A 23,001-nucleotide genomic window follows, 5' to 3' on the forward strand; every position below is an offset into this window, starting at 1 on the left:
GGAGGCGACGGTGCGGAAGATTTTCCTTGCAGGTATTGCTGCTGCAGGATTGTTGAGCGGCTCAGCTCTTGCATCGGATTTGCCGATCAAAGCCCCACTGTACAAAGCGCCGATCGTCGCGCCACCCTATAGTTGGTCAGGGTTCTATGTGGGCGCCAACTTCGGCGGTGCATGGTCCAACGGCGGCCTGAACATTCCCGGCAACAATCTTTATGGCGGGCTCAGCGAATTCGTTGGAGGCGTGCAGGCGGGCTATAACTTCCAGGCCGGTCACTTTCTGTTTGGTGTCGAAGGTGAGTTCGATGGAGCCGGCTTTGGTCATCCGGTCCTTCCTGCTCCGACATTAGGCTTTGTAGACCAACACTGGACCGGCACCGTGGCGGGCCGTGTCGGCCTCGTGGATGATCGATGGCTCGTATTCGCCAAGCTTGGCGGCGGTTGGGTCAACAGCAGCGCTACTTTGAACCTCCCCGGCGCCGCTTGGAACGGGACCAGCACGAACACCGGCTGATTGGCGGGCGCTGGCATCGAATACGGCTTCAAGTCGCATTGGACCGTCAAACTCGAATACGATTATCTTGGCCTATCGAACTGGAGTTCTCCCACCCTCCCCTCGGTCGCTTTGAACCGCGACCTTCAAATGGTCAAAGCTGGCGTCAATTATAAATTTGAAAGCGGCCTCCCCGCGGAGGTTGAGGCGGCGAAGCATTCCCACGAGCCTTCAAAAGACGAAGACCTGCAAAAGCAGTCACAGAATCCGATTGCGGACCTGGTCAGCGTGCCGTTTCAGAGCAACACCAATTTCAATACCGGACCATTCAATCGCACCCAGGAAGTATTCAACATTCAACCCGTCGTGCCCATGCATTTAAACGAAGACTGGAACGTAATCTCACGTACCATCATTCCGTTGGTGAGCCAGCCGAGCCCGTTCTTCGACAGCAACACCAACGGGATTGGCGACATTACTCAATCTTTGTTTTTGTCCCCCGTGCACCCCGGGCCGCTGATCTGGGGCGTGGGACCAGTCTTCACCGTTCCGTCCGCAAACGATCCCATCCTCGGGACCGGTAAATTCTTGTTCGGCCCGACGGCCGTGTTAGTGGTCACGCCCCCACATTGGGTGATCGGCGTATTGCTCAATAACCAGTGGTCGGTCGGCGGCAATCCACTGTGACCGCCCGTCAACGCCTTCCTCGCCCAGCCCTTCGCCAACTACAACATGGCGCACGGCTGGTACCTGAACACATCACCCATCATCACCGCGGATTGGCTCGCGGGGAGCGGTGGACGGTGCCGGTCGGCGGCGGTATCGGTCGGGTTTTCAGAGTGGGTGATCAACCGGTCAACGCATCGATCCAAGCCTATTACAACGTGATACGTCCGACTGGCGCTCCGGCCTGGTCACTGCGAACTAGTGTCGCGTTGCTGTTCCCGGTTAAATGACGTGCCGGCCTGGCGCACAATCAGACTTGTGCCCCGGTGTCCGAAGTGGATGATCGCGTCCTTTGTACTGTGGGCCGACAACTTCCCGACGCCGCGTAATACGGTCCACCTCGGACTCGGTTCGGTTCAGAACAAATCTCCGATTGGCAGAATACATCCGCGGTCAAGATCGCCCCGGAATTTGCGTGGCGCCACCAACAGCTAGTTCAACGCAGAATCGTCACACCATGCGTCTGCAATGCCTCGATGATACCGTCGAAGATCAGCGCAACGCCCATCGCAGAGACGAAGAAGCCAACTATTCGGGTGATAGCATCGATCCCCATTGCGCCGAGCTTGTCGAAAAGTTTCCCGGCATATGCCAGACACAGGTAGGTGACGACCATCGTCGCGAAAATGGCCACGACGATCGCTACGAAAGAGGCCAGTTCCGCTGATGATCGCTTAATCGTGGCAGTCATGCCGAGGATTGTGGCGATAGCGCCTGGTCCGCACATGAGCGGCATCGCAAGCGGAACGAAAGCTATGTTACCGCTCTGATCCGCGCCGCTGGCTGGAATCACGCCACCGGAAGCGGATGGTGAAAATAGTTCAAAGCCGATCTTCATCAGGATGATCCCGCCGACGATGCGGACCATGCTCAGCGGCACGCCGAACAAGCGTAGGATCAGCGTTCCGAAGATCAAGAAAAAGAGAGATAGAAGCAGTGCATAGAGGCAAGCTTTCCATGCCACCTTGCGATGTGTGGCGGCGTCCTTGCCTTCCAGCATCTTCAGATAGACCGGCAGGACCTCGAACGGATTTATTATCGCGAGCAAAGTCGCGAACGTACCCACGAACAGCGAGAGTTCATGACTCATTATGCCTGCGCCTCACCCTTTCTCCGGGTGCTCGACTTCGGTGAAAAGGCTCCCCTGTGCCGCACCTGAGCCTGCGCGGCCGCCGCCCGCACCGCGGAGCACCCATGCTGCACCCACTGCGAGAACTGCACCCACGAGTGGACCTGCGACATATACCCAGTAGCTCGTGAAGTCGGTCGCGATTAAGTTCGGACCGAACGTGCGCGCGGGGTTCATCGACGCTCCCGAGATAGGGCTCCCCCAAAGCCCGGCGAGCGCAATGTACGCGCCGACACCGATCGCGCCGAAGATCCCGATGTTCTGGGCGCCGGACGCCGTACCGAGAATGACACTGACGAGACCGAGGGTCAGCACGGCCTCCATCAGGAACGCCTCGGAAGAGGAGTATCCCGAGGCGGGATAGTTCGACCCGTAGTTGGCCGGCACGTTGATCACCGCGTGTAGGAACTGAGCCGCGAGCGTCGCGCCGATCAACTGCACGGCGATGTATCCCGGCACGCGACGCCACGGGAAGTCGCCACGCAGCGAGAACGCGATACTGACCGCGGGATTGAGGTGAGCGCCGGACACCTTGCCCATGAAGAGGATGATCGCCATCACCATCAGACCGGGTGCGACGACCGCAGCGGCACGGCTGATCGTGCCGGGAAAGGCCTGCCCCATCATGCCGCCACCGGCGGCCACGAGGACGAGGAAGAACGTTCCGAGCAGCTCCGAGAAGAGGCGGCGCCACTCTTGGCTCGGATCGTGGAAGTCGTTTAGCGACGCGACAAGCTCGTGATCCAGATGGCTCAGTGTTCTGTCGGCCTCTGCTTGCGCCATGAGCTACTCTTTCCTCTGGTCGATGCCGCTGTCCGTTAGCCTCTCGCACCAAGCCTGCACGGCTCGTCGGGTCATCGGCGCGCTTGCGGATTTCGCGCGCTGGATGAGCATGCCTTCAATCCTCCAAGACGGGACCACACCAGCCGGGCAGGTAGCTCGCCTCCTCTTTTTTGGCCAATTGCAGGGCTTGCTCGAGGGCTTCCTCGAAGCGGGTCTCAACGGTTTTGCGCTTGACCTGTCGACGCAAAAAATCCGCCCACAAGAACTCGCTGAACGGCGTCGTGTCCTTGGCGTACCCGCCGACGCGCCGCAGTTCGCCCGCCAACGAGCGGAACGGATCGTCAACAAGCCCGGCCACGGTTTTCGGCAAATCCTTGTAAGGGCGCAGACGGCCCTCGTCGTCGTACGAATGCATCCAGCTGTGATTGTCCAGGACGAACCAGAACGAATCGGGCTCCAGCGTCCTGAGGTTTTTCACCACCGTAACCAATACCTCTTCGACCCCTTCTTCATGGAGCGCACGCGCCAGGTGGTGATGATCGATGACGTAGTGGCGGTCCTTCGGGCCAAGCACGACCGGGATCATGTGCTTGCCCAAGAACTCGGCTCCCTTGTTTTTACTCTCGTCACGCCAGCGCTTGCGCTTCTCCTTGACCTCCCGAATGCCGACCGTCATCTGGGTCGGGCGCAGGTCTGCGATCGCAACGGGCTTGAGAATGGGTTCACGGTCCGACATCGTGCAGACTTCTTTGATCACTAGTCCGGAAATGTTCGCTTTTAGAAGACGTCGTCGCCTCGTCAGCAACCGACGGCGAGGCCAGCCGCGTCCGGTCGGTCCCGATCACCGGACATTCTCAGCGCCCGTCGGCAAAGCCCGCCTTTATAACAAGACCCTTCGTTGTGCTCACGGTGGACTATTCCATTGATCTGGATCAACGGTCGGCCAAGACTCTTGGCGCACGCCGTACCGGGGCTACACGGACATGATGGCGCTTCGTGATTGTGGTCGATGACGATGCGGCCATCCTGAAGCGTATGGCGCATGCTGTTCGCAGGTTTATCTTCGAATAGTCAATTCGAGGGGGTCTGACCATGAACATCACTCCCACCATGCGCGCATTGGTATGGTCGACCTCCGTTCTGGCCCTCACAATTGGTCCGACCTTCGCCCAGCAGATCTCGGGAACGCCGGGCTCACCCAGCCCCACGACGACGATAGACGGCAAATATCTCCCAAGCCCGCCCGCGCCGTTCGGCGGAACGATCAATATGGATGCCAAGGGTTCCAAACTCTATTGGCCACCGACCGTGATGCCGCCCTAGGGGGCGCCCAACGTCCTGGATGTCCGCGCCTCGAACGCGGTGCCGCAGGCGACAAAGATGGTCGGTGTGTGCAAATCCGGAATGCGTTGGGTGCCTCATGCCGGTAACGATGTCCACTGGCTATAGCCGTCCAGATGGCACTTATGGGTCCTTAGAGGATGTCAGTCGAAGGCAAAGATGCGCTTCCAGTCCTTCTTCATGTCGACGACCGTCCACTTGTTGACGGCCGCGGCGTCCAGCGCGACGTCGAGTTTCCCGAAATGTGAGTCGCGGTCGTAGGCATATTCGCGTTCCGCATCCGTATGGTGAACGATAAGGCCGAACCGCGCCCCGCTGGCGCCGAGTGTCGCCCATTGCAGCATTTCAAGATCGCCATCGGAGTTGCCGAAGGCGGCGATCGGACGGCGCCCGATGTGTTCGTTGATCCCGATCGGCTTGCCCGCCTTGTCATCGATGAAGTTGATGTCAGGCAGCCGGAAGAGTGTCGGCGCGCCGTCCTTCATCTCAAATCGAGTCTTGATCGACGACCCCACGACCTGCTCCGGCGGCACTCCGTAGATCCGTTCGGTCCACGGCCGCATGAATTCAATACCGCCGCCTGACACGATAAAAGTCCTGAACCCGTTGGCCCTGAGATAAGTGAGCAGCTCCAGCATCGGCTGATAGACGAGCTCGGTATAAGGGCGCTTGAAGCGACGGTCGCGCGCGGTCGCAAGCCAATCAGTCACGATTTTTTCGAACTCAACCGTGGTCATGCCGGCATGTGTCACCGCGATGATCTCGACCAATCCCTTTTCGCCGGAAGCCGCCAGCGCCTTCAGATCGTTGTCGAGCACCGCTGCGAAGGGCTGCTTGCTCTTCCATTCCGGATGCATAGGCGCAAGCGCCTTCACGCGGTCGAGTGCGAAGGCCAATTGGACGTACATCGGCTGCTCGATCCAGAGCGTGCCGTCATTGTCGAAAGTTGCGATACGATGCTCGGGGGGAACGAAATAGGAGCCGTTCTGCGTCGTGACGCGCGCGACGAAATCAAGAATTGATGACTTTGTGGCACCCTCGTTCCAGGACGGCAGCGGGTCGCCCTGCGTTTGCGCCATGGCGGACGTGGAACGCAGAGCGGCAGATAGAAACGGAAGCATCGCCAGAGACGAGAGCAGTGCGCGACGGTCAAGGCGTGGAAATCGCATGGTCCGTTTCATTGTCGATCCGTTTTGATTGTGCGGTCCCTACCGGTCAACATTGAAGGTGCGTGCGAGGCTGGTGTATCGCTGCTGTTCGTAGCACGCTTGCCGGCATGCTGGTTCGTGAGGAGCTGGATTCTCAGCGCAGTGGATTGGCGGGTGCCGAAGTGGCGCCCGCCAATGCATACTGATCCGTTAGTCGCTGCGACCGGCAGTTTTGGCCTGCTTGATCTGCTGCATCACCTGATCGAGGTTGTAGCTCGCCGGGTCCTGCAGCGGCGGGTACGCAATATAGCTCTCGAGCTCCTTCAGCCAGAGCGCCTGGCCGATGGGCAGCATGTTCCAATCATAGATGTAGGCTGTAGACGGGGAGCCGATTGTGCCGCCCTGGCCCATGAGCGTCTTGTATTGTGAACCGATCGAGATCTCGAACGGGTCTCGCTTGATGTTGACGACCTGGGCCCAGTGATAGGGAAGCGCTCCGGCAATAAAGCCCGCCGGGCTGTCGGACACCATCGTGAAGTAAATCTTCCAGTTCTTGTAGCGGACCGCCGACGGGTCCTTCCCCGAATAATAGAAGAAGGTATCGCGGGCAGACGTTTCCGAACGTCCGGAAAGGTACTCGGTCTGATCGACGCCATCGAGCGTCGTCTTCACGATGCCGGGATATTGGCCGGCCTCGATGCGCTTCTTCAGCGCGTCTCCCTTTGCGCCACCCGCGATGCTGACAAACGTGGGCAGCCAGTCGAGCGACGCGAAGATGTCGTTCTTGATGGTGCCGGGCTTGATAACCCCCGGCCAGCGAACGAGCGCCGGAGCGCGCATGCCGCCTTCCCAGGTGGTCAACTTGCCACCCTTGAACGGCGTGGTGCCGCCGTCCGGGAAGGTTTCCGTCTCGGCGCCGTTGTCGGTCGTGAACACGACGATCGTGTTGTCCAACTGACCCATGTCCTGAAGCTTTTTGAGCACATAGCCGATGTTGTCGTCCATCTGCTTCATGCCGGCCTCGTTGAGGCCCCAGTCCTTGCCGCCGGGTTCGCCGATCATGGCCGCGTACTTGTCATTCAGCACGGTCGTGATGTGCATGCGCGCAGGGTTGTACCAGACGAAGAAGGGCTTGCCCGTCGTCTTCGGATCGTTGCGATCGATAAAGTCGATGACCTTAGCCGAGATTTCCTCGTCGACACCCTTCGATCGCTCGAGTGTCAGCGGGCCCTGATCGATGCACTGCTGAGTCCTGGATGTACCATCGGACTTGCACGACAGGACGTTGCGCGGAGGCGTCAGGCAAACCGACGTTTTCGGATCGACCGCGCCCGGTACCTCCGGGATGCCGGGGATTGGCGTATTCTTGCATGGCGGGGCAACTGTCTGCTGGGTGGGAGACTTGTTGATGTCCGGGAAGCTCACGCCCTGCATCGCATCGAGGTGATACAGGTAGCCCCAGAATTCCTGGAAGCCATGCGCGGTCGGCAGCGCGTCGGTGTGATCGCCAAGATGGTTCTTGCCGAATTCGCCGGTGTTGTAGCCGAGATCGAGCAGAAACTTTGCGAGCGCCGGCGTGCCGGGCCGCAAATAGGACGGGCTGCCGGGCAGTTGCGGAGGAATCATTCCCGTTCGCAGCGGATGCATGCCGGTGAAGAAGGCATTGCGACCGGCGGTGCAGCTCTGCTCGGCATAGTAATGCGTGAAGATGGCGCCTTCGTTGCCGATGCGATCGATGTTGGGCGTCTCGCCGACCATCAATCCGCGATGGTAGATGCTCGGCTGGTACAGGCCGATGTCGTCACCCATGATGAAGAGGATATTGGGCTTTTGCGCCGGCTGTGCGGTCGCCGGCGTGCTGGCTGCCCCGGACAGCGACATCAATATCGTCGCGCCAAGCAGCGAGGCGCAGGACCTCTTGTGGCAACTGGACGTCTTGAACGGTGGAATTGCGGCAAACGGCGGCTTGTCATTGAATATGCAATTCAACATGGCCTCGCTCTCCCATTATGATGCGTTAGAGACACCTCGCCTGATGCACCGAAATCCAAGGTGGCTCGTGGATGTGTCGACCGGCTCCGCATGTCGCGCAGCCGGCCGGTAGCGTCGGCAGTAGTTCGGCGCGCACAAATGCGAGCCGCCTTTGATGACCTTGCGTGGAATCTTGACGTTGGTCGTTCTGGGGTCGTAGCTGTCGGCCTCGCGGCCGCCGCGCGGGTTCTCTGGAATGCAGCAGGCTTTTGCAGCGTCGGCCTCATGCCGAGGCGCGTACCAGTCGGACGTCCACTCCCAGACGTTGCCGATCAGATCGTGCAGCCCGTAACCGTTCGGCGGGAATGCGGTAACTGGCGATGTCCGTTCGAATCCGTCGTCCCTGGTGTTCTGGCGTGGAAATTCGCCCTGCCAGGTGTTGGCCATGTGACGGCCCCCGGGCGCAAATTCATCTCCCCATGCGAACTCGGCGCCATCCAATCCGCCGCGCGCCGCAAATTCCCATTCCGCTTCGGTCGGCAAATCCTTGCCGGCCCATTTTGCGTAGGCGAGCGCATCACTGAAGGCCACATGCACGACGGGATGATCGTCCAGCCCGCGGATATCGCTGCCCGGCCCGTAGGGATGCCGCCAGTCCGCGCCTTTGGCGAAGGTCCACCATTGGCTGAAGTCCCGGAGACTGACCGGATACGCGGGCGGAGAGAACATCAGCGAACCCGCGTAGATCATGTGCGGGAGCATTCCCGGATAGTCCTTTGGATCGGGCACGATCTCGGCAAGGGTGACGTGGCCGGTAGCCTTGGCGAACACCTTGAATTGCCGGTTCGTCACTGGATGGCGATCCATCCAGAACGCGTCCACGGTGACGCGGTGGACCGGCGCTTCCTCCGGATAGTGCCGATCCGAACCCATGCGAAACGTGCCGCCGGGCACGTACAGCATCCCCTCACCTGCTGGATGCTGGAGCGATTGTCCGGAGTCAGGCGGTGATTTCGTATCAGCCAGTTTCATGCCGATCTCCGGATCCACGCATCATTCGCCTGCGCGGCTACGGAGACGGAACGCAAGACTTCCCGGTTGATCTAGATCAAGGGTCCTGATCGGGTCATTCACGACGGCGCTGGGTCGCCAGCAGGCGCTGCCATGTCCGCTGCGCCTTCGAAACCGAAGCAGATTCAGAACATTAGGTCATTCCACCGGCAGCCATCGGCTACTTTGCATGGGGTTGTTTTTCGATAATTTGATCGTCCGGTCACAAAAGCCTCGGGCCGAACCTGATCCCATTCCTTTTGGCGGCCTGCCGGAGCGAAATCGCATGAACACGACCCGCTTCCGGCATACGTCGCCCTTTTATTAATCCGAATTTGGCTGCGCGCTAATCTACGCGACGGTTCACGGCAGCTTCTCGGCTTGGCGATTGCTGTCTCTGGAATACTGGATCGTTCGCCCCAGTGCGCAATTGCGCGCAAGGCGGACGATGACAGCGTGTTCGTGGTGGTTGCGTGCCCTGCTTCGGGAAGCCTGCGCCTCACGCCCCGTTCAGGAATTGAAGCGGGTCAACCGGGCTCGATCCCTTACGGATTTCGAAGTGGAGCTGCGGCGACGCCACCTCCCCGGATTGACCTGACTTGGCAATGACCTGACCGCGCTTGATGGTATCGCCGCGCTTCACCATCAGCTCACTCGCATGGGCATATGCGGTGACGTAGCCGTTGGAGTGCCGAACCAGGACCAGATTGCCGTAACCTTTGAGCTCGTTGCCGGAATAGGCGACGACGCCGTCTTCTGCCGCCTTGACCGGCGTACCCTCGGGCACCGCGAGATTGATGCCGTCATTGGACTTGCCATTGGTCTTGGCGCCGTAGCTCGTGACCACCTTGCCGCGCACCGGCCAACGGAAGGTCGGCAGCGCGCTGGTGGTCTCCGCAGCTTTCGCCGGAGCCTCCGCGGCCTTCTCTTCGACATTGGCCGTGGCCTGGGCCAGACGCGCGCTTTGCACGGGTGCGGCGACAGCGGCCATCTTGGTGGCGGGTGCGGGAGCAACCGCAACGGGCTGCAGCGTCCCCGCGACAGGGGCCGCAGCAACCGGCGCTGCGACAGCGACGGTCTTGGCACCGGGCACGGTCAGCTTGGTGCCGAGCTTGAGCTTGGCCGACGGAGCGAGACCGTTGGCGCGGGCGAGTTCGACAGGCGAGATATGGTTCTTGCGGGCGATGCTGGCGAGCGTGTCGCCGTGGTTGACGAAGTGCGTGCTCGGCGGCGCGGCGGCTGCAACCGGCTTCGCAGCAGGCGCCATCGCGGGAGCCGCCGCGACAGGAGCCATCGCCGGTGCGGGCGCAGCCGCTGTGGCCGGATGCGGGATGATCAGTTGCTGGCCGGGCGAGAGCGCGCGCGGGCCCTTGTAGCCGTTGGCGGCGAGGATCGCCTGCGGCGTGACGCGATAGCGCTTGGCGAGCACATCGAGCGTGTCGCTGGTGCCGACGATGATCTTGGTCCCGCCGGCCGGCTGGGCGGCCGCGACCGAGCGCGGCGGCACGGTGGCCGTGGTTTCAAGATGCGGCTGCGCCGGAGGCGCGTAGGAGCTGACGCCACGGCCGCCTCCGGACACGCCACCACCCCCAGCGACGGGGTAAGATTGCGGCGCGGAGACCGCCGGCGGCGGCAAGGGCTGCGACTGATAATAACCGGGCTGCGTCTGCGGCCGCGAATATTGCGGCAGCTCACGCTGCTGCGGCGGCGGTGCCTGCTGCACCGAGCCGGTCTGATCAGACGAGAAGGGGTTGGAGAAGTTCGACTGGGACAGCCGCGACTGCATGTCGGCGCTGCACCCTGCAAAGCTGAACGAGATCAGCGCCAAGACCGCAACCTGCGGCACGCGGCGCGAGTAAAGCAACTCGGCGACAACAGACATGGTTACTCACTCGTACGCAACAGAACTGGTCTTTTAAGTAAACACGTCGCGAGTAAATAACGGCTTAACCCTCCCAATAAGATGTTGGCGGCACAGCCGATCCGGAAATCTACAGCTCCCGCGCCACCCCGGGCAGCGCCGGCACGAAGCGGACCTCGACGAGTTCCTTGCGCTCGATCCCGGCTACGGTCCGGCTGAGGCGGACCAGCGTCTGCACCCCATGGTGCGGGCCGATGGGCGCGATCAGGATGCCGCCGACCTCCAGCCGTTCGACCAGGTTCTCCGGAAGCTGCTCCATCGCGGCGGTCACGATGATACGGTCGAACGGGCCGATATTGGCCGGCAGGTTGAGGCCGTCGCCGAGCATCACCTCGACATTGTGACAGTCGAGCTTTTCGAGCCGGGCGCGTGCCGCCTCCGCGAGCTTGCGGTAGCGCTCGACGGTCAGCACCTGGCCTGCGAGCCGCGACAGCACGGCGGCCTGATAGCCCGAGCCGGCGCCGATCTCGAGCACGCGGTGCTTCTTCTGGAGCTGCAGCTGTTCGGTCATGTAGGCGACGACGAAGGGCTGGCTGATGGTCTGCCCGCAGGCGATCGGCAGCGCGCTGTCACGATAGGCGGCGTCGCGATCGGTCTCCTCGACGAACAGATCGCGCGGCACCTCCTCCATCGTCCGCAGCACCGCCTGATCGCTGATGCCCCGACGCCTCAGCGAGAGCTGAAACATCATCTTTTCCGGCGGGTGCTGATCGGAGGTCATCGCTGCTTATCGTCTCGTCGGGTCCGGGGCCACTCGTTAAGACCCGGGGCAGGAATCCTGTTCCTACCCAGGAACCCATGATAGCCTTTCGGGCGCGGTATTGGACCATAAATCGGCTTGCAACGGGTTGGCTGCAAAGACCATTTTCAGGTGTCCGCTCGCCGAAACGCGCATTGCGTCGATTCGCGTTATCTGCGAACGTTTTGCGCAAATGGGCAAGGACTCAACGACTATGACCGCGACCGGGCCTTCGGGCCGCTCTGTATTCCTCGTCGAGGACGAGGTGATGATCAGGATGATGGTCGCGGATATGCTCGAAGAGCTCGGCTACCAGGTGGCTGCCGAGGCTGGTGATATCACCGAGGCCTTGCGGCTCGCCCAGGCGACCGAGTTCGACATCGCCATCCTCGACGTCAACGTCAACGGCAAGGTCATCTCTCCGGTCGCCGATGTCATCAAGGCGAAGGGCTGCCCGTTCATCTTCGCCACCGGCTACGGCTCCTCCGGCCTGCCCGAGCAGTACCGCGACCGGCCGGCGCTGCAGAAGCCATTCCAGCTCGACGCACTCGGCAAGACCATCGAAGCCGCCCTTCGCGGCGGCTAGCGATTACTTCAGCGTCGCGCTCAGCGCTTCGGAAAACGCCTCATTGGTGCGGTCGAGCCGGAGCGGCGTGACGGAGACATAGCGCTCGCGCAGCGCCGCCAGATCGGTGCCTTCGGCAGGCGTATCCATCATCGCTGCACGCTCGAAGCCGATCCAGAAATAGGGATTGTTGCGGCCATCCCTGCGCTCGTCGATCCTGAGGAAGCCGAGATTGCGCTTGCCCTGGCGGGTGACGCGAATGCCCAGCACCTCTTCCGGCGTACAGGCCGGGAAATTGACGTTGATGACGGTGTCCTTCGGGATGCCGGCGGCGATCACCTTGCGCAGGATGTCGGGTCCGAATTTGAGCGCGGTGTCCCAAAGCGGGCGCTCACGCGTCTCGATGCTGAACTCCTGCGACAGGGCGAAAGACGGCAGCCCCAGGATGGTGCCCTCCAGCGCGCCGGCGATGGTGCCGGAATAGACCACGTCCTCGGCGACGTTGCGGCCCTTGTTGACGCCGGACAGTACGAGGTCCGGTGGCTTGGTGCCGAGGATATGGCGCGCGCCCATGATGACGCAGTCGGTCGGCGTGCCGCGCACGGCGAAGTGGTTTGGTCCGACCTCGCGCAGGCGCAGCGGATCGTTCAGCGAGAGCGAGTGCGACACGCCGGACTGGTCGAGCTCGGGCGCCACGACCCAGACATCGTCGGACAATGCACGTGCGATCTCCTCCACGACCTTGAGGCCGGGGGCGTGAATGCCGTCGTCATTGGTGCAGAGGATAGTATAAGTCATTGGGACCATTCAAGAAATCAGGGAAAGCCTACACAACAAGGGGCTTCTCTTTTATCCTCGAATCCCATGTTCCGCGACTGATCCGACGTTTTTCTACGCCTGATTAGACCTGTCTAACCGATCTAACGGCCTCTGTCGCCATTGCCAGAGCCAATGACCACAGCCCGGCGAGGCCTTTTGCGGCCAGCCCATCTAACCAATCTAACGAGGGGGAAAACTCGTGCCAGTCTTCATCACCGACGACCACCTCAAGACGCCCGCCAAGGGAACCAAGACCTACAGCGACGGCGGCCCGAAGGGCCAGAAGGGTTTCGTGCTGCGCGCGACCGCCAACGGCGCGTTCTCTTTATATTACCAGTACCTCAACAAGAAGAAGCTGCACCCCAAAACCAAGAAGCCGGTGCGCGACTGGGAGCTGATCGGCACGGTCAAGGACGGCTGGACGATTGCACGGGCTCGCGCCGAGGCCGCCCGGCTCGCCGCGCTGATCGCCCTGGGCAAGGACATCCGCCAGATTGCCGCCCAGCAGCTCGCCGACCAGCGCGCCATGGGCGTCACCTTCCGGCAGGTCCACGACGAATACATCGCCTACTGCTCGCAGCTGGTTGACCGCAAATGGGGCCGGGTTCCACGCAAGGAGACTTGGCCCAACATCCAGTCGGCCCTGAAGCGCCCGCTGGAATGGTGGGGCGACAAGGTCGCCAGCGAGATCACCCCGCGCGACGTCAAGGAGCTATACGACAGCATCGTCGCGGAGGGCTACCCGGCGCAGGCCAACAACGTGCGGGGCCAGCTTGGCACCCTCTTCATCTGGGCGATGCACGAGGAGCGCCAATACGTCTCCAAGAGCCCGGTCGTGAAGCAGCTTGAGGACGACAAGGTGGCCGAGAAGGCCGACCTTGAGGAAGGTCGCGTGCTCGACATCGAGGAGCTGCGCCGGTTCTGGTTTGGCCTCAATGATCCCGATTGCCCCGGCTCCCGTCTCAGCAAACTGGCCCTGAAGCTGTCGCTGGTCACCCTGCTCCGCACTGGTGAATGCGTGAAGATCGAGCGCGAGCTGGTCGGGCCTAAGACCGTCACCATCCCGCTGAAGAACGTGAAGAGCCGCAAGGCGAAGAAGGCGCGTCCTGTCGTGCAGCCGCTCAACAGTCTCGCCCAGGAAATTCTCGGCGAGGCGTTCTCTATCGGCGACGCGAAGCGGGACTACGCCTTCCCCGGCACCCGCAAGCGGCGCGCCGCCCCCATGAGCCAGCAATCGCTGGGCGCCCTGCTCCGGCGCACCACCGATGACGCCAACGGCCACATGGGCGTCTGCGAGTATCTCTGCCTTGAGGACGTCACCCCGCACGACCTGCGCCGCACCGGGGCTACGATCCTGTCGGAGCTGGGCTATACCGACGCGGAGATCGGCCGGGTGATGACGCACAAGGCTGCGGACGACGACGCCGCGCCCGTCACCCGCGAGCGCTATATCGTTTCCAGGCGCGTGCTCACCATGCGCCCGGTCATCGACCGGCGCGTGGACATGCTCAATCATCTCGATCTGGTGTTGCGCGAAGAACTCGGCCTCCCCGCCGCCGCGGCCCTGCCTGCACCGCAGCAGCTCCTCTCAGCCGCCTAAATCAAGCGGCCCGACACCGAGCTGGAACTCGGCACCGGGCCTATCCATCACCCGAAACCTTCACAGCAGGTTCCAATGACCGACGTCACCACCACAGCCGACATTAAAAATAATGAGCAAGGCACCCCTCACCGGGGCCCAGCGCGCCTCCCCGGCCGGGGGTCGGTATCACCATGAATGGCAGGTTCGCCCACACCCTGGGGTCCAGCGTGATCGCCGGATGGCTGTTTGCCGCCATTGGCGTCGCCGCTGATTCGGTGGCGCTGGCGATCCCCTCCTGCCCAGCTCATTGCCCTTGAAAACTCATCACGCCGCCTTGATGGCCAAATACACTTGCCGGGCTTTCCACTACTCCTTCGGCCAGACCATCAGCTTGCCTTCCTGATCGATGAGCGACGTTCGGCAGACTCGGCTCTCCTCATCGAAGATCATCGACCGCTCAATCCCCATGTAAGCCGACATGGCATAGCTGAGTGCGGTTTCATCCCACTCGTCGAAAATTCGCAACTCACCGGTTCCCGGCAAATATCCCGAAAACGATTTGACGTGCAATTGCTCTACTTGGATGGATTCGTCATCTTCAACCGTCAGGTAAAAGTGCGTCGCATCTCTAAGAGACGCTTTGTAATGCACCCGAGCTGAAATCTCCTTGAATTGTGTTTCGGATAGCTCAGAATCCAATAGGCCGAATGGTCCTTCCGGTCCGACCTCCATTTGAAAACCGCCATCGTTTATGAAAACGGCACCTAGCTGACCAATTCTAATTGAGACCGACTGTCCCCCGACATTCGTGGAAAAATCGAACGGGCGATCAAGTCGATGATTCGGCACACGGTAGGAATACATCGAGAATGGAAACACACTGTGGAGACACCGGAAGGACGTGGCTTTTCTGCCGCTCTGCAACACAAAATGACAGTGGCGAAGTTCGTCGATGAAACCGGGATCAACGATCATTCCGTGGCTAGGTCTTGATCGGTCGAACAAGAGACCGGTCTCTTTGACTAAAAGCCCGATCAAGATTTTGGAAAGCCAACGCGCCAGAGTGAGCTTCTCCTCATCGGATGCCACGTGCCCACGCTCAAAGATCGGTTGCACTGAGTTTTCGATTTTCGCTAGATAGCCAGTGTTGCACTCTACGCAGCATGGCACCGTCAAATATCGGTAAGGAATGGACGTCCCGTTCAATAGCGTTAGGCGTTCATCGAACAGGTCGCATTTATTTTGGAGCCATTTCGGAATTACATGCTCACCAGCGCCATTGCTGGGTGGCCCACCGCAGCAAAAACACCTCTTTTGAGCTATGTTGCTCTCTAAGACAGCCTGAGCTGTCAATTCAAAGACCTTCATCGCAGCAAGCTACAGGCCATCGAAATGACTATCAACGCAGCGACTCCGCTTATTCACTGCGTCGGCGCTTCTGCGAGCCCGTGCTGTGCGCACGCGTGACGCGGCGCGTGGCAATTGTCGGCATTTTGCAGAACGGTCGCGATTTATGAGTGTACGCCCTAACATTGCTGTCAGAATTTGTAGGGATGCGGTCCCTGCAATCCCTGAGAGCCCGCCGCATGGCGGGCTTTCTTTATTGCGCCTTGCCGTTGCCGAGCAGTCTGTTTAGGTCCGCTGCCGCGTTCAGGATCGCTGTGGGAATGTCCACAGCGCAATCGGCGTCAAGGCGTCCGGCGAAGTAGTCATCGTTGTTGGTGAAGCCGCTCTCGCCCTCGGCCATGATGATGCCCTGTCGCACCAGCTCAAGGATCGAGCGGCGCACGCTGGTGCGCGGCACGTTGAGCTGCCGCGCGATGCCGATGATAGTGGAGCGCGTGCCATCCGCATCGTTGCTGCGGATCGTCATGCCCACCAGCAGCGTGATCGCCACCGCGCCAAGATGCTTGTGGCCATATTGCTTTTGCATCGCCGTGAAGCACGTCACCATCATGCGTGCCACGACTGCCGCGATTTCGCGCCGCTTCTCGACTGGAAGAGCCAATTTCTGTTTTCCCATTTGTCTATGCTGCCACTGCGTATTTTCGGCATGGCAGTTAGTATTTTTTGCTCCAGCGGCGCCGATTCAACCCATGTCCATTTTGGACACTCTACTGCTGTCAACATAGTGGAAATTATGGATTTTTTGCGCGTTCATAACTGCAACGCGAGTCACCTTTTTTCACACTTTAGACGCAATAGGTACGCCAAGATTGCTACCGTACAAAGTACGGTTCAATGACGGACGATCTAAACAAAACCCCAGATCAATCTGGGCAGGGCTGCAAAGGGACGAAATGGCGAAGAAGGCAATGAAGCGGCGGACGCGATCCGCCAATGAGATGGACAGCGAGATCGGGCGGCGGATTCGGCTGATCAGGGTTCAACGCAATCTCTCCCAGGAAGAGCTGGGCGCGGTTCTCGGCGTCTCCTTCCAGCAGGTGCAGAAATACGAGAAAGGCGTGAACCGGGTCGCCGCGAGCCGCCTCGCCGACGTCGCCAGCCGCCTCTCCACATCGCCGCATCATTTGATGGGCTGGCAGGACAAGCAAAACGTCGAGGGCATCGACTTCGACACCTACAAGCTTGCCAGGGAGTTTCAGCAGCTGAGCGCGGCCCAGACGCGTGCGGTTCGCCACCTGATCGCTGGCCTGATTGCAGCCGAAGACTAGGCAATCGGCTCAACGGTGGCAACGCATCAACTGGCCAATCGTCGGGAGTGAACAGGAAGCAACATGGCCTACCACAACGAGCTGACAGAGATCGCGCTCAATGAGCTGAAGGCGCACGGCATCAAAGGGCACTTGCGCGACACCAATGGCGGCCACATCGAGATCACATGGCGCGTGGTGCCGGAAAAGGAGGTCCGCACCATCATTGTCGCCAAGACCACCAGCGACTGGCGCGCACGCATGAACACCCGCGCCGAGGTGCGCAGGCTGCTCCGCGCCGACAATGTCACGCTGAAGATGCAACACGAGAAGAAGCCGCATAAGGTCCCGCACCTCAACAAGGCGCTGTCGTTGCCGCAGCCAGAGACCCTGTCGGTTCCAGATCGGCTTTCGGCGATCAGCTCCGAGCTGTCCGACCTCACCGAGCTCGTGCTGCGGCTGACCAAGATTTCCACCACCGTGCGCGACACCGTGGCGGTCCACGTCCCCAAGCCCGAGACGATAGTGCCGCCGCCGCCCTCCTCGCGCAGCATCAAGCTGGTGGAGTATTTGTCGGAGGAGCGATGGGTAACGATAGACACGCTGCCGCGCGACACCGGGCTGAAGCCCGAGCAGATCAAGCTCAAGCTGCAGTATCTGAAGCAGCATGATCTGGTCGAGCTTTACCGTGGACAGGTGCGGCTGAAATCGCCGAAGGCGAAGCCCGAGAAGAAGGTGCATTGGAAGACCGCGCAGAAGGCCGCCAGGGAGGCCGAGGCCAAGGCCGACGCAACACCGCGCCGCCGCGGTCGGGCGCGCCTCGTGCGCGAGACCCACGCGGCGTGAGGTTTTGCTCCGCATCGCCAAATGCGGGGTAACGGCCGGGTCCACGCGCCTGCCCCCAGCCCCGCGTGGTCCCGGCTTGATACTTACTTCAGCAAGTCTTCGCCCGGCGTCAGCAGGCGCACATAAGTGCCGCTCTCGTGCAGCTCCAACCACCCCTGTTCGACGGCACAGGCGAGGCCCGCACCGAACTCGGGCCCGCTGCCCTTGAGCGTGTAGAGAAACGGTGCGTTGAGCTTCTCGATGTGGATGCGCCCGTCCTGAACCGGCGGAATGCTGGCGGCCAGCGCGACCAGCTTGCGGGCCGTAACGTCTGGCTTGGCAAAGGGACGTTCTGCGGTGTGCTTCATGCGCCGATGCCTCGGTGAACAGTGTGGATGTGCGCTTCGTAGGCGAGCGTAATCGGCGCGCCGCAGAAGCACCGCGACAGGCCGCTTGTGGTCTCCGTCGGCATCCGGCAGTGGCTGGCCGCCATGCGGTGTTTCCAGGCGTGAAAATCGCGGTCGCGCCGCCAGAGCTCAAACTGGTCTTCGCTGAGCGTCGGCTCCAGCTCCTGCCACGCGCCCTCGAACGCAGCGCGGGCCTCATCGAAGCTTGCGGCCGATCCGCTGCGATCCGTGCCGGGCTCCGTGCCTGGGGTGAAGCCCATGCGCCAGCCCCACTGGTCGGCGCTGAGGGGCACGCCCGCGCGCACGCCGATGGTGCCGATGCGGACGTCGCCGCAATAGATGTTCCAGCTCTCTTGAGGTTCGTTGTCGCTGCGGCGTCGGGTGAGCGCGGTCATGGCGCGTCTTATAGAACCCGTTGCATGGTTGCGCCAGCGCGTCCATGAACTACAATCTGCGTCGTTTGTTGGCGGGAGATGGCGCGACTACTTGAAAAGATCGAGCTGCCTTGTGTCGGCCGGTCGTCGCGGACGCGCGAGGGTTCTGGTCGCTTCTTGAATGAGCCGCACGAACACCGCGGTGTCGAGAAAATAGTTGGGATAGGCTTTTCGCACGGCGTCCAGCGAATCGACCGAGACGAGCACAGCTTCCGCGCCAGGAATATCCTTCAAGCTGCGCTCAACTTCGAGATATTTTTGGTTTGCCAGGGGCGACTCACCGAACTTGAACGTCGTGACCTGTACCGACATCAGCGCAGGATTCATCTCCAGCAGGAAGTAATGATCGTCACCTCTGTTATGTTGCGGGCTCGACAATAGCTTCATCGCATGCCCGTAATTCTGCAGCCGCTTCGCCAGATCGAGCCTACGCACGTAATCCCGCATTTCGCGGACGAGTTCACTATAGGCGGTCGGAGTTCCTGGAACAGGCGTCGTGCCTTCCCGCAGCGCAAAGGCGCTACTGGCTAACGCGAAGAACCGCAACCAGTCCTTCTCACCCTGGCTGGACTTTAGCGCCTGCTGCTGGAGTGTGCCGACAGTTTCGACTGCCGTTGCCCACGCGTGCTGCAGCTGCGATCTGATCTGTATCTCTATTTTCAACGTGTTGTAGTCGGCCTTGCGATCTGAGAAATATTTATAGACGAGATGAACGCCTCGATAGCCGGAGGGCTTCGGCGAGGCGACATAATCGTCATTGACCGCCAGCGTGTGCTTCAGATCACTGGACGCGTACGCCTCGCACAGCTGCCTCACCGCCTTGCTCGATCTCATGATAGCGCGACATCCGCCGATGTCCTGCATCTGCGAAAGCGTCATCGTCGGCCAACGATCCAGCTTGTGTTCAATCGAGGAGAGACGCTTGATGCGTTGTGCTGTGATGATCCCCCTATCGATCTGTCTTCCTCTCTTCTTCAGACCCACGTGAAAGGTGTTCAGCGGGAAATTGTGGGCCGAGCGCCAATTGTTCACAACGTCCAGAGCTTCGAGATATTCCGGGAAACTATTCGGTGCCCCCACGTCGTACGACGCCACGAGCGCACCGGCATCGTTGACGCGACGTTTCGAATATTCGGGTCGTGCCCACGGCATGACGTAACGGCCCCCTCCGTTGCGTCAGAGAGATTATAGTTGCTTGCTCGTTGCGGTAGAACCTGAGGGAACATATCCCCAGCTTCCCACGACCGAGGCCGACAGCGCCGGTTCTGGCCAGAGTTACAACAGCGACAGCTGGATCGCGGCGCCGCGGCTGTGGCGGTCGAGGAAGTCCTCCAGCGACGGCGGAGCTTCCTCGCGGCGCGCGCAGCGCTGGCGCAGCGCGTCGGCGATCTCCTGCGAGGCGTCCTGGGCCCAGCCCGCGCCGGGATTGAAACTGACGATCCTGACGGGGTTGTGATACTGGCCCTCCATCAGGTGGCGCAGCAGCGTCTCGCGTTCGGTGTGTGTCTCGTCCATCTCGGGCCATGCCCGGCCGAGCGGCTGGCCGTAGTCATCGAGCACCATGTAGATGTCCCGCTCCACCCCTGGAGCAATCGACGGCGAGGAACGCATCACTGATCTCCAGCAAAAGGCTGCAGCCATATTCCAGCCGCTCGCCACGCGCCCGTCAAGGACTACTCCTGCCCTTCCGCTCAAGCATCGCCATCTCAACCTGATCCGCCAGAAGCGATAGATGGTTTGCGAGCCGGTCGAACGTCTCGCGCTTGGCCTTGTCGGTCGCAAGATCGCGGATCAGCGCGCACTCGGCGGCTTCCTTTCGCAGCTTTTCAAGCTGAGCTTGGTAATCCTTCATCCTCGCCCCAAATTGCCGCTTTTTCCCGATCATGACTTAGCAAGCGGAGCAAGGATGTCAATTAATGCGATCTGCCCAGCGCGTTCTTCGGCAACCCTCGACAACTCTCCGGCCCGTTCCTATCTGCGCTGATATGTCAAAACCCATTGAGCCCGCTTTGCCGGTCAAGGGTGCCAGGGTTCCCACCGGCCCCGACTGGCTGCATGAAATCAAATATGACGGCTACCGCCTGATCGTGGTGCGGGAGAACGCACGCGTGCGCCTGCTCACCAAGGGTGGCTACGACTGGGCGGAGCGCTACCCGCGCATCGTCGAGGCGGCGCTGAAGAACCGGCAGCAGCATTTCGTGATCGACGGCGAGGCGGTGGTGCTGACCATGACCGGCCTGCCCGATTTCGACGCCCTGCATTCGCGCAGGCACGACGACGAGGTCCAGCTCTACGCCTTCGACATACTGGCGGGCGACGGCGACGACTACCGGAGCCTGCCGCTGAAGTTGCGCAAGCCTCACCTGGCGCGGCTGCTGGCGCGCCGCCCCGAGGGCATCTTCGCCGCGCAGTTCGAGCAGGGCGAGATCGGCCCCGACCTGTTCCGGCACGCCTGCCTGCACGGGCTGGAGGGCATGGTGTCGAAGCACGGCGGCCGCGCCTATCGCGCCGGGCGCTGCGACCACTGGATCAAGGTCAAGAACAGGCAGCACCCGGCCTATCGCCGCGTGCGGGACCAATTCAGATAGGATGGTCTGAACGCAAAAATGCCCCGCGCCGGGATCACCGGACGCGGGGCGTCGAGCGCAAAAAAAGCCCCGCCTTAGGGAGCGGGGCCTTTGGAGGTGCATCACACCATCAGGTTGGTGAAGTGAGCCGGTTCCGTCAACCAACCTATGTTAGTGCGCGCAAAAAAAGGCCCCGCCTAAGCGGGGCCTTTGGAAAGTACGTTGCGTGTTTGAGCATCACCGGAGGCTTGTCGGTCAACCGGCACCATCAGGTTGGTGAAGTGAGCCGGTTCTGTCACCAACCTATGTTAGTTCACCCAAGAAAAACGGCCCGGTCGACGGCGCGCCTCCTACAGCGTGAGCAGCTTCTGCCTGAATTGGGCAATCGTGAGCGGCGGCTGGCCTTCCAGGGCGCGGATGCGGTTCTCCTGATCGTAGTCCACCGGGGCCAGCGGCTCCGCCAGGGCGATGTCGGCGCGCCCCGCCTGATAGCCCGTCAGCACGTTCGCCGGAATGGGCTCAAGCTTGTAGGGCGCGAGCACGCCGCCAAGATTGAACTCGGTGTCGATGGGGGTTGGCGTGTTGAGCACGGACGACACGTCGGCCTGTGTCAGCCATTCCAGATAGTCGGGGTCGGTCTCCTGCACGTAATTCGAGGCCTTGCTGGAGTAGACCTGACCGGTCAGCCCGGCGACGCTCCAATACCAATTCGACGGAAACATCTCTCCTCCCTACCTTGCTTGCAGGATGCTGCGCGCGGTGTCGCAATCCTCGCGCACGGCAATGAACTTGCCGTCGATCATGCTGATGATGCAGGCCACGCCCTTGGTCGTTTGCTTGTTGGTGTCGCTGTCGGCGCGCGCGTCCTGCACGGTCGTCACCGTCATCGGGTTGACGCTGACCTCGTGACCATCGGGACCATGCAGCAGGATCAGGTGGAGCACCGTTGCGAGCAGGATCATCACGCATACGAGCCATATGGCGCGACGCCCGGCGTCGAGCCGCTTCCGGCAGCGTTGCCGGGGAAATAGTTGGGGCCACCGCCGCCCGTGTAAATCGATGCAGCGTTGGACACGTTGAACCGTGCGCCCGTTGCCGTGCCAATGAACGTCATGCCGGGCGCAAAATATGAGGCACCGGACAGGTTGAAGATGCAGAAAAATTCCAAGAATGCTGGCGTCCCCGTGAGTGTCACGGTGCGACCTTGCGAATTAACCCAGCCGTTGCTGACGATGTGATCGGATGCGCCGCCGCTGATGGTGTAGTCGCCCGCAATCGTGACGCTGCACCCACCCTGATTGTAGATGTGATAACCGGGCGTCTGGCCGAAATCCATGCCTGCACCAAGCACGACGGCGGCCCCATTGGACAGCTTGATACTGTAGCTGCCCCCCCCGCTGCCGAGCAGCTTCAAATTCTGGATCACCCATGGCGTGCTGCCGTTTGCGTCGATGCATGTGCCCGACGCCACGTTGATGATTGTGGTGCTGCCAACTCCCGTCAGGATCGGTGCCTTGCCGCCAACCATCCGAGGCAGCGCGACCGTCGTGGTGAACGTGCCTGCCTGCGCGGAGATCGTCAGTTGATACGATAGCGTGTCGAGCGCAGCCGCCACGCTCATCGCCTTCGGGATAGTCAGGAACGCACCGCCCGGCGAATTGGTCAAACCGTTGTTGGCGTCGTTGCCATCGGTGCGGACAAAGTAGGTCGTGTCGGCCGACAACATGGTGCGGCCGACACCGCCGCCACCGGACTGGCTCGCGATCCATTTCTCACCGTCCCATGTATAGCCCTGATAGGTCTGCCCGACTGTTGGCGCGTTGGGGAAATCAAAGGCCATGATGCAAGCT

General features: G+C 61.2%; 27 protein-coding genes. 8 read left to right on the forward strand and 19 right to left on the reverse strand.

Going from position 1 to position 23,001, the window contains the following annotated elements:
* Window positions 1–10 precede the first annotated feature (10 nt).
* Window positions 11–511 (forward strand): outer membrane protein, encoded by a 501-nt coding sequence (locus ACKWRH_RS23410; RefSeq protein ID WP_445215433.1) that lies wholly within the window; start codon window positions 11–13, stop codon window positions 509–511.
* Window positions 512–1,177: an outer membrane protein gene (locus tag ACKWRH_RS23415; RefSeq protein ID WP_445215434.1), complete on the forward strand. Its 666-nt coding sequence runs from the start codon at window positions 512–514 to the stop codon at window positions 1,175–1,177.
* A gap of 475 nt (window positions 1,178–1,652) precedes the next feature.
* On the opposite strand, the gene ACKWRH_RS23420 is transcribed toward ACKWRH_RS23415, so the two are convergent.
* The 3 genes from ACKWRH_RS23420 to ACKWRH_RS23430 all read right to left on the reverse strand — a co-directional run bounded on the left by ACKWRH_RS23420 (window position 1,653) and on the right by ACKWRH_RS23430 (window position 3,864).
* Window positions 1,653–2,306, reverse strand: a complete 654-nt coding sequence (locus ACKWRH_RS23420) for a MarC family protein (protein WP_445215435.1) — start codon at window positions 2,304–2,306, stop codon at window positions 1,653–1,655.
* A gap of 12 nt (window positions 2,307–2,318) precedes the next feature.
* Window positions 2,319–3,128 carry an MIP/aquaporin family protein gene (locus ACKWRH_RS23425; RefSeq protein WP_445215436.1) on the reverse strand — a complete coding sequence of 270 codons (810 nt, stop codon included), beginning with the start codon at window positions 3,126–3,128 and terminating at the stop codon, window positions 2,319–2,321.
* A gap of 115 nt (window positions 3,129–3,243) precedes the next feature.
* Entirely contained in the window at window positions 3,244–3,864 is a 621-nt protein-coding gene (locus ACKWRH_RS23430) for a ParB-like protein (RefSeq protein ID WP_445215437.1), read from the reverse strand.
* Between the two features lie 356 nt (window positions 3,865–4,220).
* Between ACKWRH_RS23430 and ACKWRH_RS23435 the strand changes: the two genes are divergently transcribed.
* Window positions 4,221–4,451 (forward strand): hypothetical protein, encoded by a 231-nt coding sequence (locus ACKWRH_RS23435; RefSeq protein ID WP_445215438.1) that lies wholly within the window; start codon window positions 4,221–4,223, stop codon window positions 4,449–4,451.
* 161 nt (window positions 4,452–4,612) lie between these two features.
* On the opposite strand, the gene ACKWRH_RS23440 is transcribed toward ACKWRH_RS23435, so the two are convergent.
* The 5 genes from ACKWRH_RS23440 to ACKWRH_RS23460 form a co-directional block, all read right to left on the reverse strand.
* On the reverse strand, window positions 4,613–5,590 hold the full coding sequence (locus tag ACKWRH_RS23440) for an HAD family hydrolase (RefSeq protein WP_445222463.1): 978 nt from the start codon (window positions 5,588–5,590) through the stop codon (window positions 4,613–4,615).
* A gap of 237 nt (window positions 5,591–5,827) precedes the next feature.
* A complete protein-coding gene (locus ACKWRH_RS23445) occupies window positions 5,828–7,498 on the reverse strand; it encodes an arylsulfatase (RefSeq protein WP_445222464.1) in 1,671 nt (556 codons plus the stop codon).
* Between the two features lie 126 nt (window positions 7,499–7,624).
* A complete protein-coding gene (locus ACKWRH_RS23450) occupies window positions 7,625–8,620 on the reverse strand; it encodes a formylglycine-generating enzyme family protein (protein ID WP_445222465.1) in 996 nt (331 codons plus the stop codon).
* A 517-nt stretch (window positions 8,621–9,137) separates the two neighbouring features.
* Window positions 9,138–10,520, reverse strand: a complete 1,383-nt coding sequence (locus tag ACKWRH_RS23455) for a peptidoglycan DD-metalloendopeptidase family protein (RefSeq protein WP_445215439.1) — start codon at window positions 10,518–10,520, stop codon at window positions 9,138–9,140.
* A gap of 109 nt (window positions 10,521–10,629) precedes the next feature.
* Window positions 10,630–11,280: a protein-L-isoaspartate(D-aspartate) O-methyltransferase gene (locus tag ACKWRH_RS23460; RefSeq protein WP_445215440.1), complete on the reverse strand. Its 651-nt coding sequence runs from the start codon at window positions 11,278–11,280 to the stop codon at window positions 10,630–10,632.
* Window positions 11,281–11,512: 232 nt separating this feature from the next.
* Here ACKWRH_RS23460 and ACKWRH_RS23465 point away from each other — a divergent pair, with 232 nt between their 5' ends.
* On the forward strand, window positions 11,513–11,884 hold the full coding sequence (locus tag ACKWRH_RS23465) for a response regulator (protein ID WP_445215441.1): 372 nt from the start codon (window positions 11,513–11,515) through the stop codon (window positions 11,882–11,884).
* A gap of 3 nt (window positions 11,885–11,887) precedes the next feature.
* Here the strand turns inward: ACKWRH_RS23465 and surE are convergent, their stop codons facing one another.
* A complete protein-coding gene (gene surE, locus ACKWRH_RS23470) occupies window positions 11,888–12,661 on the reverse strand; it encodes a 5'/3'-nucleotidase SurE (RefSeq protein ID WP_445215442.1) in 774 nt (257 codons plus the stop codon).
* A 220-nt stretch (window positions 12,662–12,881) separates the two neighbouring features.
* On the opposite strand from surE, the gene ACKWRH_RS23475 reads away from it, so the two are divergent.
* The gene (locus ACKWRH_RS23475) at window positions 12,882–14,282 is read left to right on the forward strand and encodes a tyrosine-type recombinase/integrase (protein ID WP_445215443.1); all 1,401 of its coding nucleotides are present in this window, start codon (window positions 12,882–12,884) and stop codon (window positions 14,280–14,282) included.
* A gap of 348 nt (window positions 14,283–14,630) precedes the next feature.
* On the opposite strand, the gene ACKWRH_RS23480 is transcribed toward ACKWRH_RS23475, so the two are convergent.
* Both ACKWRH_RS23480 and ACKWRH_RS23485 read right to left on the reverse strand, forming a co-directional pair.
* Window positions 14,631–15,353, reverse strand: a complete 723-nt coding sequence (locus tag ACKWRH_RS23480) for a hypothetical protein (RefSeq protein ID WP_445215444.1) — start codon at window positions 15,351–15,353, stop codon at window positions 14,631–14,633.
* A gap of 511 nt (window positions 15,354–15,864) precedes the next feature.
* Window positions 15,865–16,230 (reverse strand): helix-turn-helix domain-containing protein, encoded by a 366-nt coding sequence (locus ACKWRH_RS23485; RefSeq protein WP_445215445.1) that lies wholly within the window; start codon window positions 16,228–16,230, stop codon window positions 15,865–15,867.
* A gap of 379 nt (window positions 16,231–16,609) precedes the next feature.
* Between ACKWRH_RS23485 and ACKWRH_RS23490 the strand changes: the two genes are divergently transcribed.
* A complete protein-coding gene (locus ACKWRH_RS23490) occupies window positions 16,610–16,939 on the forward strand; it encodes a helix-turn-helix domain-containing protein (protein WP_445215446.1) in 330 nt (109 codons plus the stop codon).
* A 63-nt stretch (window positions 16,940–17,002) separates the two neighbouring features.
* Window positions 17,003–17,764 (forward strand): hypothetical protein, encoded by a 762-nt coding sequence (locus ACKWRH_RS23495; protein ID WP_445215447.1) that lies wholly within the window; start codon window positions 17,003–17,005, stop codon window positions 17,762–17,764.
* 83 nt (window positions 17,765–17,847) lie between these two features.
* Here ACKWRH_RS23495 and ACKWRH_RS23500 read toward each other — a convergent pair whose 3' ends face one another.
* The 5 genes from ACKWRH_RS23500 to ACKWRH_RS23520 form a co-directional block, all read right to left on the reverse strand.
* A complete protein-coding gene (locus tag ACKWRH_RS23500) occupies window positions 17,848–18,111 on the reverse strand; it encodes a hypothetical protein (RefSeq protein ID WP_445215448.1) in 264 nt (87 codons plus the stop codon).
* Window positions 18,108–18,545 carry a hypothetical protein gene (locus tag ACKWRH_RS23505; RefSeq protein ID WP_445215449.1) on the reverse strand — a complete coding sequence of 146 codons (438 nt, stop codon included), beginning with the start codon at window positions 18,543–18,545 and terminating at the stop codon, window positions 18,108–18,110. The genes ACKWRH_RS23500 and ACKWRH_RS23505 overlap by 4 nt, the downstream gene beginning before the upstream one ends.
* An 87-nt stretch (window positions 18,546–18,632) precedes the next feature.
* On the reverse strand, window positions 18,633–19,736 hold the full coding sequence (locus ACKWRH_RS23510) for a RelA/SpoT domain-containing protein (protein WP_445215450.1): 1,104 nt from the start codon (window positions 19,734–19,736) through the stop codon (window positions 18,633–18,635).
* A 123-nt stretch (window positions 19,737–19,859) separates the two neighbouring features.
* The gene (locus ACKWRH_RS23515) at window positions 19,860–20,195 is read right to left on the reverse strand and encodes a hypothetical protein (protein WP_445215451.1); all 336 of its coding nucleotides are present in this window, start codon (window positions 20,193–20,195) and stop codon (window positions 19,860–19,862) included.
* Between the two features lie 55 nt (window positions 20,196–20,250).
* On the reverse strand, window positions 20,251–20,436 hold the full coding sequence (locus tag ACKWRH_RS23520) for a hypothetical protein (protein ID WP_445222466.1): 186 nt from the start codon (window positions 20,434–20,436) through the stop codon (window positions 20,251–20,253).
* 157 nt (window positions 20,437–20,593) lie between these two features.
* On the opposite strand from ACKWRH_RS23520, the gene ACKWRH_RS23525 reads away from it, so the two are divergent.
* A complete protein-coding gene (locus ACKWRH_RS23525; RefSeq protein WP_445215452.1) occupies window positions 20,594–21,172 on the forward strand; it encodes an ATP-dependent DNA ligase in 579 nt (192 codons plus the stop codon).
* 329 nt (window positions 21,173–21,501) lie between these two features.
* Here ACKWRH_RS23525 and ACKWRH_RS23530 read toward each other — a convergent pair whose 3' ends face one another.
* Genes ACKWRH_RS23530 through ACKWRH_RS23540 form a run of 3 tightly spaced genes read right to left on the reverse strand, consistent with a single transcriptional unit; the run spans window position 21,502 to window position 22,991 of the window.
* Entirely contained in the window at window positions 21,502–21,873 is a 372-nt protein-coding gene (locus tag ACKWRH_RS23530; RefSeq protein ID WP_445215453.1) for a hypothetical protein, read from the reverse strand.
* Between the two features lie 9 nt (window positions 21,874–21,882).
* On the reverse strand, window positions 21,883–22,113 hold the full coding sequence (locus tag ACKWRH_RS23535; RefSeq protein WP_445215454.1) for a hypothetical protein: 231 nt from the start codon (window positions 22,111–22,113) through the stop codon (window positions 21,883–21,885).
* Window positions 22,113–22,991: a hypothetical protein gene (locus ACKWRH_RS23540; protein ID WP_445215455.1), complete on the reverse strand. Its 879-nt coding sequence runs from the start codon at window positions 22,989–22,991 to the stop codon at window positions 22,113–22,115. Before ACKWRH_RS23540 ends, ACKWRH_RS23535 begins: the two co-directional genes overlap by 1 nt.
* Between the last annotated feature and the right edge of the window lie 10 nt (window positions 22,992–23,001).

It is taken from the genome of Bradyrhizobium sp. Pa8 (genome assembly GCF_052588265.1).

Excerpts from the sequence above, each read along its gene's own strand:
- ACKWRH_RS23420 (WP_445215435.1), bottom strand. The coding sequence starts at position 2,306 with ATGAGTCATGAACTCTCGCTGTTCGTGGGTACGTTCGCGACTTTGCTC.
- ACKWRH_RS23425 (WP_445215436.1), bottom strand. The coding sequence starts at position 3,128 with ATGGCGCAAGCAGAGGCCGACAGAACACTGAGCCATCTGGATCACGAG.
- ACKWRH_RS23430 (WP_445215437.1), bottom strand. The coding sequence starts at position 3,864 with ATGTCGGACCGTGAACCCATTCTCAAGCCCGTTGCGATCGCAGACCTG.
- ACKWRH_RS23435 (WP_445215438.1), top strand. The coding sequence starts at position 4,221 with ATGAACATCACTCCCACCATGCGCGCATTGGTATGGTCGACCTCCGTT.
- ACKWRH_RS23440 (WP_445222463.1), bottom strand. The coding sequence starts at position 5,590 with ATGCTTCCGTTTCTATCTGCCGCTCTGCGTTCCACGTCCGCCATGGCG.
- ACKWRH_RS23445 (WP_445222464.1), bottom strand. The coding sequence starts at position 7,498 with ATGTCGCTGTCCGGGGCAGCCAGCACGCCGGCGACCGCACAGCCGGCG.
- ACKWRH_RS23450 (WP_445222465.1), bottom strand. The coding sequence starts at position 8,620 with ATGAAACTGGCTGATACGAAATCACCGCCTGACTCCGGACAATCGCTC.
- ACKWRH_RS23455 (WP_445215439.1), bottom strand. The coding sequence starts at position 10,520 with ATGTCTGTTGTCGCCGAGTTGCTTTACTCGCGCCGCGTGCCGCAGGTT.
- ACKWRH_RS23460 (WP_445215440.1), bottom strand. The coding sequence starts at position 11,280 with ATGACCTCCGATCAGCACCCGCCGGAAAAGATGATGTTTCAGCTCTCG.
- ACKWRH_RS23465 (WP_445215441.1), top strand. The coding sequence starts at position 11,513 with ATGACCGCGACCGGGCCTTCGGGCCGCTCTGTATTCCTCGTCGAGGAC.
- surE (WP_445215442.1), bottom strand. The coding sequence starts at position 12,661 with ATGACTTATACTATCCTCTGCACCAATGACGACGGCATTCACGCCCCC.
- ACKWRH_RS23490 (WP_445215446.1), top strand. The coding sequence starts at position 16,610 with ATGGACAGCGAGATCGGGCGGCGGATTCGGCTGATCAGGGTTCAACGC.
- ACKWRH_RS23495 (WP_445215447.1), top strand. The coding sequence starts at position 17,003 with ATGGCCTACCACAACGAGCTGACAGAGATCGCGCTCAATGAGCTGAAG.
- ACKWRH_RS23500 (WP_445215448.1), bottom strand. The coding sequence starts at position 18,111 with ATGAAGCACACCGCAGAACGTCCCTTTGCCAAGCCAGACGTTACGGCC.
- ACKWRH_RS23505 (WP_445215449.1), bottom strand. The coding sequence starts at position 18,545 with ATGACCGCGCTCACCCGACGCCGCAGCGACAACGAACCTCAAGAGAGC.
- ACKWRH_RS23510 (WP_445215450.1), bottom strand. The coding sequence starts at position 19,736 with ATGCCGTGGGCACGACCCGAATATTCGAAACGTCGCGTCAACGATGCC.
- ACKWRH_RS23515 (WP_445215451.1), bottom strand. The coding sequence starts at position 20,195 with ATGCGTTCCTCGCCGTCGATTGCTCCAGGGGTGGAGCGGGACATCTAC.
- ACKWRH_RS23520 (WP_445222466.1), bottom strand. The coding sequence starts at position 20,436 with ATGAAGGATTACCAAGCTCAGCTTGAAAAGCTGCGAAAGGAAGCCGCC.
- ACKWRH_RS23530 (WP_445215453.1), bottom strand. The coding sequence starts at position 21,873 with ATGTTTCCGTCGAATTGGTATTGGAGCGTCGCCGGGCTGACCGGTCAG.
- ACKWRH_RS23535 (WP_445215454.1), bottom strand. The coding sequence starts at position 22,113 with ATGATCCTGCTCGCAACGGTGCTCCACCTGATCCTGCTGCATGGTCCC.
- ACKWRH_RS23540 (WP_445215455.1), bottom strand. The coding sequence starts at position 22,991 with ATGGCCTTTGATTTCCCCAACGCGCCAACAGTCGGGCAGACCTATCAG.